This window comes from Cognatilysobacter lacus (assembly GCF_008274655.1).
GTDB lineage: Bacteria > Pseudomonadota > Gammaproteobacteria > Xanthomonadales > Xanthomonadaceae > Cognatilysobacter > Cognatilysobacter lacus.
Genome location: NZ_VTRV01000060.1, coordinates 1 through 15,532, shown reverse-complemented (window position 1 = coordinate 15,532; position 15,532 = coordinate 1). Strand labels below are relative to the sequence as shown.

The following is a 15,532-nucleotide window of genomic DNA, read 5'->3' as shown; positions in this document are numbered from 1 at the left end:
CGAGCAGGAACAGCAGCGACGCGATCGCGCAGCCGGTCGAGCCAAGGCCGAGCGGGCCGCCGGCCACATCCGGCACGGCCGCGGCGACGCGAAGGTCGCTGCCCTCGACCTTGGCGGCCAGCGCTTCGGCGCTGCCGGCGAGTTGCGTGTCGCCCTTCTCGGCGAGCGTGGCATTGCCCTGCCGCAGCGCCAGATACGTATCGCCATCGACCGCTGCAGATTGCAACGCGCCGGAGATCTTTTCGATCGGCAGCCGCACGAACGCGACCGCGGGCGTGGTGCCGGCGGTGACCGGCGCAGCGAGCGCGATCCAGCCCTTCCCGCCTTCGCGGATCGCCCAGGCGACCGGCTTGCCCTCGGCGATCGCCGACTCGAGCGCGGCGACGTGGCCGTAGGCGAGTTTCTTCGCACCGGGTGTCGCGAGTTCGTCGTAGGCGCCGCCCAGTTCCGCCGGGCGCACTTCACCGCCCGTGGCGCCTGGCCAGCCCGCGGTGAGCTGCTCGGCCGCGCGATCCATCAGGCCGCGCGAAAGCGCGTCCCGCACGCCGGGGCTGGCGAGCTGTTCGGAAAAGCGCTTCTGCGCCACGCCGAGCGAGGAGCGCACCGCCTGCACCACGGCGTCGCGCGAGGCCTGCACGGCGTCGTGCCGCGCCTCGTCGCGCCACTGCGACCAGGCATTGAAGCCGAACCAGCCCGCGAGCAGCAGCGCGAGGGCGGCACCAAGCGGCACCAGCGGCTTCAGACGGTCGACATGGGCATTGGACATCGCGATTGCTCCTACTACTCAAAGCATGTTGTTCAACGCACGCCGGTGTGGCCGAAGCCACCCTCGCCACGCGTCGTCGATTCGAATTGGTCCACCACCGCGAAGCGTGCGCGCACGATCGGCAGCACCACGAGCTGGGCGATGCGGTCGCCCGGCTCGATCGTAAAAGCCGAATCGCCGCGATTCCACACGCTGACCATGAGCGGACCCTGGTAGTCGGCGTCGATCAGCCCCGTGCCGTTGCCCAGCACGATGCCGTGCTTATGCCCCAGCCCCGATCGCGGCAGGATGATGGCGCACAGCCTCGGATCGGCGATGTGGATCGACAGCCCGGTCGGCACCAGGTGCGTTGCGCGCGGCTCCAGCTGCAGCGGTGCGTGCAGCGCGGCGCGCAGGTCGACGCCTGCACTCGCGGCCGTGGCGTAGTCGGGCAGCGGCCAGGCATCGCCATAGCGCGCGTCGAGAAGGCGCATCGCGATCACGTGCTCGCTCATGACAGCCGCGCCTCCACCAGGTCGAGCAGGCCGCGGGCGACATCGGCCTTGCTGGCGGGGCCGAGCGGGGTCGCGTTCCGGGCATCGAACACGATCAGCGTGTTGTCGTCGCTCTCGAAACCACTGCCGTGTACGCCGACGCGATTGGCGGCGATCAGGTCGACGTTCTTCGCGGCGAGCTTGGCGCGTGCATAGGCCTCGAGGTCATCGGTCTCGGCCGCGAAACCCACCACGACCTGCGGGCGCTGCGCATGCGCGGCGACGTCGGCGAGGATGTCGCGCGTGCGCACCAGTTGCAGCACGAGTGCATCCTGCCCTGGCTGCTTCTTGAGCTTGCGCGCCGACACGCTCGCCGGCGTGTAGTCGGCGACCGCCGCTGCGCCGAGGTAGGCGTCGCATGGCAGCGCGCTCATCACCGCGGCGTGCATCTGCGCGGCGCTGCGCACGTCGATGCGCTCCAGGCCTTCCGGCGTCGGCAACGTCACCGGGCCTGCGACGAGCACGACGTCCGCGCCGCGCGCCACCGCATCGGCCGCGACGGCGAATCCCATCTTTCCGCTGCTCCGGTTGCCCAGAAAACGCACGGGGTCGATGTCCTCGAACGTCGGCCCCGCGGTTACCACCACGCGCCGGCCGGCCAGCGCGCTCATGCGGCTTCGCCGGCGAGCATGCGCACGATCTGCATGGGCTCGACCATGCGGCCTTCGCCGGTTTCTCCGCAGGCCTGGTCGCCGGCGGCCGGGCCGATCACCAGCACGCCGCGCTCGCGCAGCGTCGCCACGTTCGCCTGCGTCGCGGCGTTTGCCCACATGACGCGATTCATCGCGGGCGCGATGGCCAGCGGTGCTTCCGTCGCCAGGCACAGGGTGCTGACGAGATCGTCGGCCAGGCCGTGCGCAAGCCTGGCGATGGTGTTCGCGGTGGCCGGCGCCACGATCACCGCGCTCGCCCAACGCGCCAGTTCGATATGCCCCATCGCGGCCTCGGCGTGTTCGTCCCAGAGCGACGTGCGCACGGGCTCGCCGGAAAGCGCCTGGAACGTGGCGGGGCCCACGAAACGCTGCGCGTTGTCGGTCATCGCAACGCGCACCTCCGCGCCGGCGTCGCGCAGGCGACGCACCAGCTCGGCCGCCTTGTAGGCGGCGATGCCGCCTGTCACGCAGAGCAGGATGCGATGGCCGGAAAGCGCGGTCACGGGCGGAAAAGTCCTACGCGGAGAGCGGCGGACAGCTTACCCGAACGGCCGCAAACCCCCGAGGCCGCCGGTGCCGCGCATCGCGTGGAATGACCGTCGACGGATCGTCGTCGTCCACGGAAGGACACCATGCACATCCGCGATTGGCCCGCCGCCGAGCGCCCACGCGAAAAGCTGCTGGCACGCGGCGCTGGCGCACTGTCGGATGCGGAACTGGTCGCGCTGTTCCTGGGCTCGGGCGTGCGCGGCCAAGACGCGGTGGCGACGGCGCGGGCGTTGGTCGCCGAACACGGCCCGTTGCGCCTGCTGCTCGAGCGCCCGCCGCGGGAACTCGCGAAGCTTCGCGGCGTCGGCCCGGCGCGCGCGTGCACGCTGTCGGCCGCGCTGGAAATCGGCCAGCGCGTGCTCGCGGCCGAACTCGAACGGGGCGAGGCACTGAAGGATCCGCCGGCCGCCGGCCGCCTGTTCGCGCAACGCCTGCGTCCCTGCGACCACGAAGTCTTCGCGGTCATGTTCCTCGACACGCGGCACCGCATGCTCGCGTTCGAGGAGATGTTCCACGGCACGCTCGACGGCGCGGAAGTGCATCCGCGTGACGTCGCCCGCCGCGCGCTGGCGCACAACGCCGCCGCGGTGCTGGTCGGGCACAACCATCCGAGCGGCAACCCCGAGCCCAGCGCCGCCGACCGGGCGGTCACCGCGCGACTCAAGCAGGCACTCGCGCTGGTCGACGTTCGCCTGCTCGATCATTTCGTCGTGGGTGACGGACCGGCGGTGTCGATGGCATCGCGCGGCTGGGTGTGATCGGACGCACGCCGCCGGTGATGCGGTGCAAGCCGGGCGCGATCCCGATGAGGGTCGCCGCGGCGGGTTACGCCTGGAGCGACGGGCAACGCTCCGCGCGTGGTCGCTCCCGCCCCGGATCGAGCCCGGACCTGCCCTGCGCGCTGCGGATCGCCCTCGAGTTCAGGCCGCGACGCCGGGCCGACAGGCCGCGCGCGTTCCGGGCCCGGGGCCATGCCGGCATCGAGCGGCTCACCGTCGCTGCCGTCCGCGATCGCCACCGACCGTACAATGCCGCCCCGTCCCGCCGTCCCGGACCACCCGTGAAATCCACCCTCCGCGCCCTCGTCGAGCAGGCCGTCGACGCCCTGCGCAACGCCGGCACGCTCCCCGCCGACATGGCCACGCCCGATTTCGTGATCGAGCGGCCGAAAAACCGTGCGCAGGGTGATTTCTCGACCAACGCCGCGATGCTGCTGGCCAAGCCCGCGAAGTCGAACCCTCGCGCGATCGCGCAGGCGCTGGTCGACGCGCTGCCCACGAACGACCAGATCGCCTCGGTCGAGATCGCCGGCCCGGGCTTCATCAATTTCCGGGTGGCCGAGGGCGCCTGGCGCGCGAACGTGCGCGACATCGTCGCGCAGGGCGAGCGTTTTGGTCGCAATGATGCGGGACGCGGCCATCGCGCCGGCGTCGAATACGTCTCGGCCAACCCGACCGGCCCGCTGCATGTCGGCCACGGCCGCGCGGCGGTCATCGGTGACTGCATCGCGCGCGTGCTCGAGGCCAACGGCTGGGACGTGGCGCGCGAGTTCTACTACAACGACGCCGGCGCGCAGATCAACAATCTCGCCATCTCGGTGCAGGCGCGCGCGCAGGGCCGCGGGCCCGACGACGCCGGCTGGCCCGAGGACGGCTACCGGGGCGACTACATCAAGGACGTCGCCGCGGCGTACCTGCGCGGCGACAGCGTCGAGGTCGAGGGCCATACGGTCGTCGGCGGGAAGGATCCGGGTGACCTCGACGCGATCCGCGCGTTCGCGGTGGCGTGGCTGCGTCGCGAGCAGAACAGCGACCTCGCCGCCTACGGCGTGTCGTTCGACGTCTATTTCCTCGAGTCCTCGCTCTATACCGACGGCAAGGTCGAGGAGACCGTGCGCGAGCTGATCGCGCACGGTCATACGTACGAAGAAGGCGGCGCGCTGTGGCTGCGCAGCACCGACTTCGGCGACGACAAGGACCGCGTGATGCGCAAGTCCGACGGCACGTATACGTATTTCGTGCCCGACGTCGCCTACCACCTGAGCAAATGGCAGCGCGGCTACGAGCGCGCAATCACCGAGCTCGGCGCCGACCACCACGGCTCGCTCGCGCGCGTCAAAGCCGGCCTGCAGGCGCTCGACGCCGGCATTCCGCAGAACTGGCCGGAATACGTGCTGCACCAGATGGTCACGGTGATGCGCGGCGGCGAGGAAGTGAAACTGTCCAAGCGCGCGGGCAGCTACCTCACGCTGCGCGACCTGATCGACGAGGTCGGCAGCGACGCGGTGCGCTGGTTCCTGATCGCGCGCAAGCCCGATTCGCAACTCACGTTCGACATCGACCTCGCGCGCAGCCAGTCGATGGACAACCCGGTGTACTACGTGCAGGTCAGCCATGCGCGCATGTGCGGGCTGATGCGCCAGCTCAAGGAGCGCGGCCTGTCGTTCGACGTCGACGACGGCCTGTCGCGCCCGTTCGAGCTCGACGAGGCCACGCACGAGCTCGTCGCCACGCTGTCGCGCTACGCCGAGGTGGTCGAAACGGCGGGGCGCGATCTCGAGCCGCATCAGCTCGCCGCGTACCTGCTCGAACTCGCGCAGGCGTTCCAGTCGTATTACAACGAACACCAGTTCCTGGTCGACGACACGGCGGTGCGCAACGCGCGCCTCGCGCTCGCTTCAGCGACGCGTCAGGTCATTTCCAATGGACTGGGCCTGTTGGGCGTCTCCGCCCCCGAGGTGATGTAAGTGGCAGCAAAGCGCGGCAAGACCCAGGCGCGTCGCTCCGGCGGCGGTGGTGGTGGCAATGGCGGCGGCTTGCCCGGCTGGGCATGGCTGGTGATCGGCGTGGCGGTGACGCTGCTGGTCGTCCTCGCCGTTCCGCGGCTGATGCACCGCGACAGCGACGGCTTCTTCCGTCCCAAGCCCAACCCCGACGCGCAGCCGAAACCCGCGAACGACGACGCGGTGGTCGACGACGAAACCGCGATCGACGCGCCCGCCGATGCCAAGCCCGGCGATGCCGCCGCCGCGAAGAAGAAGAAGCAGGGCTTCGACTTCTACACGCTGCTGCCGGGCAAGGAAGTGCCGATGTCCGACGCGGAGCTCGCGGCGAGCGAACGCGCGGAGAAAGCGCAGCAGGGCAAGGCGAAAGCCGCGACCGCCGTCTCGACGTCGGACCCGGCGCCAGCCGGCGCCACGACCACCACGGCCGTCGAGCCGAAGCCGCTTCCGGCGCCGGTCGATGAGCACGCGGCCAAGCCCGTGCCTGCCGATGTGCATGCCGCGGCGCCCGCGCCGGCGACGGCCACGGCAACGGCGAGCCCTGACAAGGCGGTGGCGACCGATGCGCACTACCTGCTGCAGGCCGGTGCGTTCCAGGCGTCCGGGCAGGCCGAGGAGCTGAAGGCCCGCATCGCGTTGCTGGGCCTGGGCGCGCGCGTGGAGTCCGCACAGATCGGCGGCAAGACGGTCTATCGGGTACGCATGGGACCGTACGGCACCGCGGGCGAGTTGGCCGAGGCCAAGCGCAAGCTCGCGGCCGGCGGGCTGTCGGCCATGGCGGTCAGGACGCACTGACCGGGTCGGAGCCGCGCGACGGCCAGCGACGCCGGGAGCGCGCGGCCGCCCACTTCACGCGCGGCCGCCTGGCCGCCTAGACTCGCGACATGCCCCTACTCGCTGATAACGCCATCGAGCGCCGCCTTCTCGCGGCCGCGGTCGCGTTGATCGTGCTGCTCGCCAGCACCGGGCTGGCGTTCCTGTCGCACACGCTGCTCGGCTGGATGACCCCGGTGGGCCTTTTCGCCCCACTGGATCTGCTCGCCGTCGCGCTGTCGATGTTCGTCGGCGGATGGATCGCGCGCCGGGGATTCCGTGGCTGGGCGGTCGTACTCGTGGTGCTGGCCGGAATCACGAGCGCCGTCGCCGCCTACGGCTATGCGCCACCCGCCATGCAAGGGACGGCGCACTGGCTGCTGCGCAACACGGCGCTGCAGCTGGCCCTGTCGGCCGCTGTTGCGTGGATGGCCGCATCCGCGGGCGAGCGCGTCGCCGCGCGTCGCCTGCTCAGCGCGCGCGCTTGAGCGTGATCAGCGCGGAGGTGTCGGACTCGCCGAGCCCGCGGTCCTGCACCAGCTCCGAATAGTCGGCCAGCGCCTGATCGATCACCGTCGTGCGGATGCCCGCCTGCTGCGCCATGGCCTGCACGATGCGCAGGTCCTTCAGCATGTGTGCGTTCTTGAAGCCGGGCGCGAACTCGTCGCGCAGCATGGTGGCGCCGCGCTTGTCGAGGAACCAGTTCGCGGCCGCGCCGGCCATCAGTGTCGGCAGCAGGCGTTCGGCGTCGAGGCCGAGCTTCTCGCCCAGCGCGAGCCCTTCGCACACCGCCTCGTTGATGCCCGCGACCAGAACCTGGTTGACAGCCTTGGTCGCCTGTCCGCTGCCGGTTGCGCCCATATGGGAGATGCGCGCGGCATAGCAGTCGAGCACGACGCGCGCCTTCTCGAGCATCGCCGCGTCGCCGCCGGCCATTACCGACAGCTTGCCGTTGCGGGCGCCTTCGACGCCGCCGGAAACCGGCGCATCGATGAAGCCGATGCCGTGTGCCGCGCACATCGCAGCGGCACGCCGCGCGGTGTCCACCGACACCGTCGAGTGATCGATCACCACCGTGCCCGGACGCAGCACGTCGGCGAGGCCGGCGACGTTCTCGAGCACGTCGACATCGAGCGGCACGCAAAGCGCTACCACGTCGCAGTCGGCGAAGTTCTGTTCCGAGCGGGCGGCGCGCACGCCGAGCTCCGCGGCAAATGCGTCCGCCTTGTCCTGCGTGCGCGTGCCGACCACGACGAGCATTCCGCGTGCGTGCACGTGGCGGGCCATTGGTGAGCCCATCGCGCCGAGGCCGATGAATCCGGTTTTCATTTTCGTGTTTCCCTGCTCGCGCCGTCAGTCGAGCGGCGCGTCGTCCAGATATGTGTAGCCCGTAAGCCCGGCTTCAAGCGCCTCGTTGAGGCGGCTCGCTTCGTCGGCGGGCAATCGTGCGCTGCCGACCTTGTCGCGATACGTCTGCCGCAGCTGGGCGACATCGTACCCGACGTAGTCGAGCATCACGTCGACGGTGTCGCCACGACGCTGCTGCACGAACTCGAAACCGTCATCACTTACGTGAACAGCCACGGCGTCCGTGTCGCCGAACAGGTTGTGGATGTCGCCGAGGATCTCCTGGTACGCGCCGACCAGGAAGAATCCGAGGCGGTAGACCTCGCCGGGGCGCGGCGCGTGGATCGGCATCGAGGTCGACAGCGTTTCGCTCTCCACGTAGGTATCGATGCGGCCGTCGGAATCACAGGTGAGGTCAGCGATGATGCCGCGCCGTTCCGGGCGCTCGTCCAGCCGCTCGATCGGCACGATCGGGAAGACCTGCTGGATCGCCCAGACGTCGGGCATCGATTCGAACACGCTGAAGTTGACGAAATACTTGTCGACCAGGCGGTCGTTGAGCTCTTCCAGAACGGCGCGCTGCGTCTTTTCCGTCGGGCTCAGCCGCGCACGCACGCCGTGCAGGATCGCGTAGAAGAGATCGTCGATGCGCGCGCGGTGCACGAGGTCCAGCGCGCCGCTGGTGTACGCGTCCAGCCCTTCCGAATGGTAGTGCTGCGCGTCGTGGAACAGCTCGACGGCCGGGCGCGTATCGAGCTCGGCGTGGATGCTGCGCAGGTGGCGGATCACCAGCGGCTCGTCATTGTGCGCATCGGGCACGCGGCCTTCCGGCGCGCGTTCGACTTCGCTGACGTTGGTGACCAGCATGGCGTGGTGCGCGGTCATCGCGCGGCCGCATTCGGTGACGATGCGCGGCGGCGCCAGGCCCTCCTGTTCGCAGGCGTCCGCGAGCGGCTGGATGATGTTGAGCGCGTACTGCCGCACGCCGTAGTTGATCGAGTAGTAGCTGCGCGAACGCGTGCCTTCGTAGTCGATGCCGAGGCCGCCGCCCACGTCCATGTAGCGCACGTTGGCGCCGAGCTTGGACAGCTCGATGAAATAGCGCACCGCCTCGCGCATGCCGTTGGCGATGTCGCGCACGTTCGAGATCTGCGAGCCCATGTGGAAGTGCAGCAGGCCGAGCGTGTCGCCCATGCCGGCGTCGCGCAGGCGCTTCCAGAGGTCGAGCACCTGCCGCGGCGAGAGGCCGAACTTGGCCTTGTCGCCGCCGCTGTTCTGCCACTTGCCGGCGCCGAGCGACGCCAGCCTCATGCGCACGCCGAGGCCGGGCGTGACGCCCAGAGCCTTCGACTCCTCGATGACCAGCTGCAGCTCCGACGGCTTCTCGATCACGATGTAAGTGTCGAGCCCGAGCTTTCGGCCGATCAGCGCCAGTCGGATGTACTCGCGGTCCTTGTAGCCGTTGCAGACGATCAGCCCGCCCGGACGCGACAGCGCCATCACCGCCATCAGCTCGGGCTTGCTGCCGGCTTCCAGGCCGAAGCCTTCGCCCATGTTCGAGGCGAGCGTGCCGGCCACCGACTGGTGCTGGTTGACCTTGATCGGGTACACCGCGGTATAGCCGCCGCCGTAGCCGGTCTCGTCGATTGCCCAGGCGAACGCCTCCTGCAGCTTGCGCAGCCGGTCGGACAGGATCTGCGGGAAGCGCACCAGCAGCGGCAGCTGCGCGCCCCCCTCCAGCGCACGGTCCACCGCCTCGGCCAGCGAGATCGACGGGCCCTGGGTGCCCTGCGGGTGCACGCTCACACGCCCGGCCCCGTCCACGTCGAAATAGCCTTCCGACCAGTACGGGATCGAATACAACTTTCGGGCAAGGTCGATGGACCAGTCGGACATCGGGCGCACCGCAGCGGGGAGGCGCGCATTCTAGGGCTTGCGGCGTGACCGACCGCCGATCGGTGCAGGGCGACCGTCAGGCGGCGCTGCAACCGGCATTCAAGTTCGCCGCCCGTCGGCCGAACACAATGACTCACCGTCGTCCGGGCGGAGCCTTGCGAGCCCGTCCGCCGTCATGCCCGTGCCCCGTCGCCTGCTCCATGCGCTTTTCGCGGCGGCGTTGCTTGCCGCCGCGACGGCGGCGCCTGCGAGCGGGTCGGCGGCGGGCTTCGATCGAGTCTTCCTGCAGATCGACGACGGCGAGATCGCGGTCGATGACGACCGTCAGATCGCCGACGCGCTGCGCAGGCTGCAATCCCTGCTGCCGGCGGGGGATGCGCGACGCGCGCGGCGCTTCCAGGCCACCCGGTGTGGCCTGCAGTTCCGTCACGACTCCAAGGCCGCGCTGGCCTTTGCCGCGCGCGGGCTGGCCGAATCACGGAAAGCGCGGGACACCGAGGCGCAGGCGCGCTTCGAATACTGCCGCGGTTACGCCTACGAGAGCAGCGACAACGATGCGGCACTGGCCGCCTACGCCCGCGGGCTGCGCATCGCCGGCGGTGCCGAAGACGCGCGACTGATGGGCGATGGCTACGTGCTGCGTGGCAGCATCCGCTCGCTGCAGGGCCGCCAGGCGCTCGCGCTCGGCGACTTCCTCACCGCGCAGACGATCTACGACCGCGCCTACCTCGCGCGCCGCGCCGAAACCAACCTGCTCAACATCGGCATGGCGTACCGACGCATGGGCGTCTATGCGCAGGCGCTGGTCTATCTGCGCGAGTCCGAAGCGTATGCGCGCGCACTCGACAGCTATCCGGACCTGTACAGCGCGCTCGTTCAGGAAGGCTATGCCTTCGAGGAGCAGAACCAGGCAGACGCGGCGCTGCGCGTCTTCGGACAGGCGCTCGCGATCGCGCAGCGCTCCGATGCGATCGACCGCGGCTATGCGCGGCTCGGGCTGGCCAACGGCTGGCTAGCAAAAGGCGATGGGACGCGCGCGCTGGAACAGGTCACGCAGGCGCGCCGCGACCTCGCCATCGACCACACCGCCGACCACGAACCGATGCTCGACCAGGTGGAGGCGCGCGCGCTGGCGATGCAAGGCCAGCATCGGGCGGCGATCGCGGCCTTCGGTCGCGCCGAAGCGCTGATGCATGAGCAGGACAGCGCGCGCTACTTGGTGCTGCTGCACCGCGCGCGCGCCGCCAGCGAGGAAGCCGTGGGCGACGATGGCGCCGCACTCGCCGACCTGCGCGCCTACGTGGCGCTGGACACCCGGCTCCAGCGCGAGAGCGAAGGCGAGCAGGTCACGCTGTGGCGCATGCGCTTCGATACCGGGCGCCGCGACCTGGAGCGCGCCCGGCTGGACATCCAGCGACGCGGCCGCGACCAGCAGATACGCGCGCTGCAACGCGAGCGGCCGTGGCGCTGGCTCGCGTTGATGCTCGGCACCTCCCTGCTCACCGCGCTGGGCGCCCTCGCGTTCGCGCAGTGGCGTGAAGGCGGACGCCTGCGCCGCCTCGCGCTGTCGGACGCGCTCACCGGGCTCGCCAACCGCCGCCAGATCCTGCGTCTGGGCCAGCGCGCGTTTCGCGCCGCGCAGCACGACGGCGAGCCACTGAGTTTGGTGTCGCTCGACCTGGACCACTTCAAGCAGGTGAACGACCGCCACGGCCATGCCGTCGGCGACACCGTGCTGGCCCGGGTCGCCGATGCGTTTGCCGGCGCCCTGCGGCGCCAGGATCACCTCGGTCGCAGCGGAGGCGAGGAGTTCGTCGCACTGCTGCCCGGCACCGGCGCCGACGAGGCCGCCGCCATTGCCGAGCGCCTGCGACAGGCCGTTGCCGCACTGTCGATCACCCCGGGCCTGGCGGTGCGCACCAGCGCAGGGGTGGCGACCTCGCGTGACGGCGACCGTCGCCTGAACGACCTGCTCGCGCGCGCCGACGCCGCGCTCTACCGCGCCAAGGCGGCGGGCCGCGACTGCGTGATTGCCGCCGACTAAACCACCATGCGGCGTCCGCTACACTCGGGCGTTTGCCGGTATCCGGCACCGGGATCGCAGCACGCCATGAGCCAAACCACCTGGCAGTACGAGAACTTCGAGCACACCGGCTCGGCCATCGGCTTTCGCGTCACGCGCAAGCTCGACGAGGTGCAGTCGCCGTTCCAGAAGATCGAGATCTTCGAGACGACCGACTGGGGCAACCTGATGCTCATCGACGGCGCGGTGATGCTCACCACGCGCGACAACTTCCTCTATCACGAGATGATGTCGCACCCCGCGCTGTTCACCCATGCCGATCCGAAGCGCGTCGTGATCATCGGCGGCGGCGACTGCGGCACGCTGCGCGAAGTGCTCAAGCACAAGGGCGTGCAGTCGGCGACGCAGTGCGACATCGACGAGCAGGTCACGCGCATGGCCGAGAAGTGGTTCCCGGAGCTCTGCGATTCCAACGGCGACGCGCGCGCCGAGCTGCTGTTCGACGACGGCGTCGCGTACATGAAGAACTGCCCGGAAGGCAGCGTCGACATCGTGATCGTCGACTCCACCGATCCGGTCGGCCCCGCCGAAGGCCTCTTCAACAAATCCTTCTACGAGAGCTGCTTCCGCGCATTGCGCGACGACGGCATCCTGGTGCAGCAGTCGGAGTCCCCGCTCGCGCTGCTCGACCTGATCCGCTCGATGCGCGCGGAGATGGGCAAGGCCGGGTTCACGGCGTTCAAGACACTGCCGTTCCCGCAGCCGTGCTATCCCACGGGCTGGTGGAGCTGCACGCTGGCGCGCAAGTCGGGCGGCTTCGAATTCCGTGAGCAGGCCGCGCGTGACGCGGGTCTCAAGACCAAGTACTACAGCGCCGATATCCATCGTGGAGCATTGGCGACGCCGCCCTTCGTCACCGAAGCTCTAGACGCCTGAGCCCGCGCCGCCTCGTGCCCACCGCGCGGCGACGCCCGACCGAACCTTCCATGCCCCGATTCCGCGCGTCACTGTTCGCCCTGACGCTCGCCGCCCTGACGGTGACGCTCGCGCATGCGCAGTCGGGCAGTGCCGCTGCGTTCGACAAGCTGTTCGAACAGCTCGACAGCGAGCGCCTCAACCCGGCGACACCGGAAGCCGCGAAGGCCGAGATCGCCCGGCTGCGCGCGCTGGTGCCGCCCGGGGACCGTCGACGCGAGCTCCTCTACCAGTCCACTGAATGCTTCCAGCCGCCGGAAGATGCGAACGCATCGCTGGCGTATGCGCGCCAGGGCGTCGCCGCGTCCAAGGCGTTCGGCGACGTCGAGGCGGAAGCGCGCTTCCAGCTGTGCGAGGCGAGCGTCCTGGACATGCTGGGCGATCCGCAACACGCGCTCGGGCTGTATGCGCGCGGCATCGAACTCGCCAGGCGCTCGGAACATCCGGCACTGGTCGCCGACGGCTACGTACTTCGCGGAAACGTCTATTCGTACCTCGGTCGGCACGCCGAGGCGCTGAGCGACTTCATCGGCGCACAGCACCTCTACGACAGCTCGCGACAGGCCGAGCGCTCGGAGGGCAACCTGCAGAACATCGCGGTCGCCTACCGCCGCATGGGCGAGACCGACAAGGCGCGCGAGTACCTCGAGCGCAGCCGCCAGATCGCCGAACGCCATGGCGACTGGGCGAGCCTCGCTGTGATCGCGGCGCAGACCGGCTTCCTCGCCGAGGACACCGGTCATCCGGACCGCGCCCTGCAGTACTACGAGAAGGGCCTGAGCATCGCGCGGCAACGGCTGACGCCGGCCGACGTGGCGGGCATGCAGCTCGCCATGGCGTCGGCGCAGGCGTCGCTGGGGCGATGGACACAGGTGCTGGCAAGCATTTCGGCGGCGCGCGAAGGATTCGCCGCCGTCGGCGATGTCTCCAACGAAGGCATGTTGTCGCTGCTCGAGGCGCGCGCGCGCGCCGGCCTGGGCCAGCGCGCGGAAGCACTCCAACTGTTCGCGCGCGCCGAAAAGGCGTTCGTGGCGGACGGCAACGATCGCTATCTGGAAGAGTTGTATCCGCCGCGCGCGGCGCTCTACGAACAGCTCGGCAACCCGGCCGCCGCGCTGGCCGACTACAAGCGATTCATCGCGCTGCGCGAGAAGGCACTGGCCGCGCGCAGCGAACAACGCACCCTGCTGCTGCGCGAGCAAACCGACGCCTCGCGACGCGACGTCGAAAACCAGCGCCTTCGCTCCGAGAAATCGCTGCGCGACCAGGAAGTGCGTGCGTTGCTGAAGGCGCGCGACTGGCAGCGCATCGCGCTCGGGCTCGGCATTGCGCTGGTGCTGGTGCTCGGGCTGTGGGTGGCGCGGCAGATCGTGCGCACCCGGCACCTGCGCGTGCTCGCGCTGACCGACGAGCTCACCGGCGTCGCCAATCGCCGTCGCATCGACGTGCTGGGCGCCGAAGTGGTGCGCCAGGCGCGTGCCGACGAGCGCCCGCTCAGCGTGATCACCTTCGACATCGACGGCTTCAAGGCGATCAACGATCGCCACGGCCATCTCGCCGGTGACCAGGTGATCGCACGCGTGGCCGCGGCCTGCCAGCAGGCGCTGAGGCAGTCCGACGAGATCGGCCGCGTGGGCGGCGAGGAATTCGTGGTGTTGTTGCCCGACAGCGCGATCGACGCGGCCGCGCAGGTTGGCGAGCGCGTGCGTGCGAGCGTGGAGTCGCTCGACTTCTCCGATGTCGCGCCGGGCCTGCAGGTGACGATCAGCCTGGGCGTCACCGCCCTTGCGCCGCGCGACGCCGACCTGCCCGACCTGCTCAAGCGCGCCGACGCGGCGCTCTACCAGGCCAAGGCCGCCGGCCGGAACTGCCTGCGCACCGGCTGAGGCCGGCGATCAGAGCGCGTCGGCGTCCAGCTCGCCGGTGCGGATGCGCACCACGCGCTCGAGGTCGGACACGAAGATCTTGCCGTCGCCGATCTTGCCGGTACCGGCGGCCTTCATGATCGCCTCGACCACGGCGTCGAGCTGGTCGTCGGCGACGGCGACCTCGAGCTTGATCTTGGGCAGGAAGTCGACCACGTATTCGGCGCCGCGATAGAGCTCGGTATGGCCCTTCTGCCGACCGAAGCCCTTGACCTCGGTCGCGGTGATGCCCGCGACGCCCGCCTCGGCCAGCGCCTCGCGCACGTCGTCGAGCTTGAACGGCTTGATCACCGCCATGACCATCTTCATCGGCACTCTCCTGTGGCCGCGAGGATACCGGCTGGCGCCCACGGGGCGCCGGGTAAGATGCACGTCGCGCGCTCGGAGTTTTCCGACAGCCGCCCGCGGCGCCCGCCGACGGTGCCGGGCACGCGGTGCAGGCACCCTGCCTGCATTGCCGGAGACACGACCATGATCGACCTCGACCAGCTCGACGAACTCGCCCGCCGCCTCAGCTCCCTCGTGCCGCCGGGCCTTCGCGGCGAGTCCGCGCAGGAGCTGCGCGCCGAGCTGCAGCAGAACTTCCGCGCGGTGCTGCAGACCGGCCTGAGCCGGCTCGACCTCGTCACCCGCGAGGAGTTCGACGTCCAGCGCGCCGTGCTGCTGCGCACGCGCGAAAAGCTCGAGCATCTCGAGCGCACCGTCGGCGAGCTCGAAGGCCAGCTCGACACCCCGATCGCCTCGCGCCACTGAGGCCGCCGCCATGAACCTCGCGATCGTGCACAGCCGTGCGCGAACGGGCATCCGTGCGCCCGAAGTGCGCGTCGAAGTGCACCTCGGCGGCGGGCTGCCGGCGATGAACATCGTCGGCCTGCCCGAGGCCGCGGTGCGCGAGGCGAAGGATCGCGTGCGCGCGGCGATCGCCTGCGCGCAGTTCGAGTTCCCGCAGCGGCGCATCACGGTCAACCTCGCCCCCGCCGACCTGCCCAAGGACGGCGGGCGCTTCGACCTGCCGATCGCGCTCGGAATCCTCGCGGCCAGCGGACAGATCCCGCTCGATGCGCTGCGCGACGTCGAGTTCATCGGCGAACTCGCGCTGACTGGTGAACTCCGCGCCATCGACGGCGTACTTCCGGCAGCGCTGGCGGCGGGAGAAGCCGGGCGCCGCCTGATCGTGCCCGCGCCAAACGGCGCCGAGGCCGCGTTGGCGAGCCGGGTCGACAGCCGCACCGCGCGGACGCTGCTGCAGGTCTGCGGGATGCTCGCCGGT

At 70.2% G+C, this 15,532-nt stretch carries 13 protein-coding genes and 2 pseudogenes; 9 read left to right on the top strand and 6 right to left on the bottom strand.

Annotation, left to right across the window (positions count from 1 at the left end):
• From FW784_RS07260 to coaBC, 3 genes and pseudogenes are all read right to left on the bottom strand, one after another.
• A pseudogene (locus FW784_RS07260) lies at positions 1-766 on the bottom strand (phosphomannomutase/phosphoglucomutase); the annotation flags it as partial.
• A gap of 32 nt (positions 767-798) precedes the next feature.
• Entirely contained in the window at positions 799-1,260 is a 462-nt protein-coding gene (dut, locus tag FW784_RS07255) for a dUTP diphosphatase (protein WP_149352688.1), read from the bottom strand.
• Positions 1,257-2,455, bottom strand: a pseudogene (gene coaBC, locus FW784_RS07250) (bifunctional phosphopantothenoylcysteine decarboxylase/phosphopantothenate--cysteine ligase CoaBC). Before coaBC ends, dut begins: the two are co-directional and overlap by 4 nt.
• A gap of 129 nt (positions 2,456-2,584) precedes the next feature.
• On the opposite strand from coaBC, the gene radC reads away from it, so the two are divergent.
• The 4 genes from radC to FW784_RS07230 all read left to right on the top strand — a co-directional run bounded on the left by radC (position 2,585) and on the right by FW784_RS07230 (position 6,584).
• The gene (radC, locus tag FW784_RS07245; protein WP_149352687.1) at positions 2,585-3,259 is read left to right on the top strand and encodes a RadC family protein; all 675 of its coding nucleotides are present in this window, start codon (positions 2,585-2,587) and stop codon (positions 3,257-3,259) included.
• Positions 3,260-3,561: 302 nt separating this feature from the next.
• Positions 3,562-5,247 carry an arginine--tRNA ligase gene (argS, locus tag FW784_RS07240; RefSeq protein ID WP_149352686.1) on the top strand — a complete coding sequence of 562 codons (1,686 nt, stop codon included), beginning with the start codon at positions 3,562-3,564 and terminating at the stop codon, positions 5,245-5,247.
• Complete coding sequence (locus FW784_RS07235) at positions 5,248-6,078, top strand: SPOR domain-containing protein (protein ID WP_149352685.1); 831 nt, start codon at positions 5,248-5,250, stop codon at positions 6,076-6,078.
• 89 nt (positions 6,079-6,167) lie between these two features.
• The gene (locus FW784_RS07230) at positions 6,168-6,584 is read left to right on the top strand and encodes a hypothetical protein (protein ID WP_149352684.1); all 417 of its coding nucleotides are present in this window, start codon (positions 6,168-6,170) and stop codon (positions 6,582-6,584) included.
• On the opposite strand, the gene FW784_RS07225 is transcribed toward FW784_RS07230, so the two are convergent.
• Together FW784_RS07225 and speA are read right to left on the bottom strand one after the other, a co-directional pair.
• Entirely contained in the window at positions 6,568-7,425 is an 858-nt protein-coding gene (locus FW784_RS07225; protein ID WP_149352683.1) for an NAD(P)-dependent oxidoreductase, read from the bottom strand. The genes FW784_RS07230 and FW784_RS07225 overlap by 17 nt on opposite strands.
• A 24-nt stretch (positions 7,426-7,449) precedes the next feature.
• A complete protein-coding gene (gene speA, locus FW784_RS07220) occupies positions 7,450-9,339 on the bottom strand; it encodes an arginine decarboxylase (RefSeq protein ID WP_149352682.1) in 1,890 nt (629 codons plus the stop codon).
• Positions 9,340-9,514: 175 nt separating this feature from the next.
• Between speA and FW784_RS07215 the strand changes: the two genes are divergently transcribed.
• The 3 genes from FW784_RS07215 to FW784_RS07205 all read left to right on the top strand — a co-directional run bounded on the left by FW784_RS07215 (position 9,515) and on the right by FW784_RS07205 (position 14,223).
• A complete protein-coding gene (locus FW784_RS07215; protein ID WP_149352681.1) occupies positions 9,515-11,383 on the top strand; it encodes a diguanylate cyclase in 1,869 nt (622 codons plus the stop codon).
• A gap of 66 nt (positions 11,384-11,449) precedes the next feature.
• Positions 11,450-12,298: a polyamine aminopropyltransferase gene (gene speE / locus FW784_RS07210; protein WP_149352680.1), complete on the top strand. Its 849-nt coding sequence runs from the start codon at positions 11,450-11,452 to the stop codon at positions 12,296-12,298.
• 50 nt (positions 12,299-12,348) lie between these two features.
• Positions 12,349-14,223, top strand: coding sequence for a diguanylate cyclase (locus FW784_RS07205; protein ID WP_149352679.1), 1,875 nt, complete (start codon positions 12,349-12,351; stop codon positions 14,221-14,223).
• Between the two features lie 9 nt (positions 14,224-14,232).
• Here FW784_RS07205 and FW784_RS07200 read toward each other — a convergent pair whose 3' ends face one another.
• The gene (locus FW784_RS07200; RefSeq protein WP_149352678.1) at positions 14,233-14,571 is read right to left on the bottom strand and encodes a P-II family nitrogen regulator; all 339 of its coding nucleotides are present in this window, start codon (positions 14,569-14,571) and stop codon (positions 14,233-14,235) included.
• A gap of 162 nt (positions 14,572-14,733) precedes the next feature.
• Between FW784_RS07200 and ubiK the strand changes: the two genes are divergently transcribed.
• Both ubiK and FW784_RS07190 read left to right on the top strand, forming a co-directional pair.
• Positions 14,734-15,015 carry a ubiquinone biosynthesis accessory factor UbiK gene (gene ubiK / locus FW784_RS07195; protein WP_149352677.1) on the top strand — a complete coding sequence of 94 codons (282 nt, stop codon included), beginning with the start codon at positions 14,734-14,736 and terminating at the stop codon, positions 15,013-15,015.
• Between the two features lie 10 nt (positions 15,016-15,025).
• Positions 15,026-15,532: magnesium chelatase domain-containing protein (locus FW784_RS07190; protein WP_328592715.1), on the top strand; the 507-nt coding region annotated here is incomplete at its 3' end.

Bases quoted from the DNA above. Each gene is read 5' to 3' on its own strand.
- dut (WP_149352688.1), bottom strand. From the start codon at position 1,260: ATGAGCGAGCACGTGATCGCGATGCGCCTTCTCGACGCGCGCTATGGC.
- radC (WP_149352687.1), top strand. From the start codon at position 2,585: ATGCACATCCGCGATTGGCCCGCCGCCGAGCGCCCACGCGAAAAGCTG.
- FW784_RS07230 (WP_149352684.1), top strand. From the start codon at position 6,168: ATGCCCCTACTCGCTGATAACGCCATCGAGCGCCGCCTTCTCGCGGCC.
- FW784_RS07225 (WP_149352683.1), bottom strand. From the start codon at position 7,425: ATGAAAACCGGATTCATCGGCCTCGGCGCGATGGGCTCACCAATGGCC.
- speA (WP_149352682.1), bottom strand. From the start codon at position 9,339: ATGTCCGACTGGTCCATCGACCTTGCCCGAAAGTTGTATTCGATCCCG.
- FW784_RS07215 (WP_149352681.1), top strand. From the start codon at position 9,515: ATGCCCGTGCCCCGTCGCCTGCTCCATGCGCTTTTCGCGGCGGCGTTG.
- speE (WP_149352680.1), top strand. From the start codon at position 11,450: ATGAGCCAAACCACCTGGCAGTACGAGAACTTCGAGCACACCGGCTCG.
- FW784_RS07205 (WP_149352679.1), top strand. From the start codon at position 12,349: ATGCCCCGATTCCGCGCGTCACTGTTCGCCCTGACGCTCGCCGCCCTG.
- FW784_RS07200 (WP_149352678.1), bottom strand. From the start codon at position 14,571: ATGAAGATGGTCATGGCGGTGATCAAGCCGTTCAAGCTCGACGACGTG.
- ubiK (WP_149352677.1), top strand. From the start codon at position 14,734: ATGATCGACCTCGACCAGCTCGACGAACTCGCCCGCCGCCTCAGCTCC.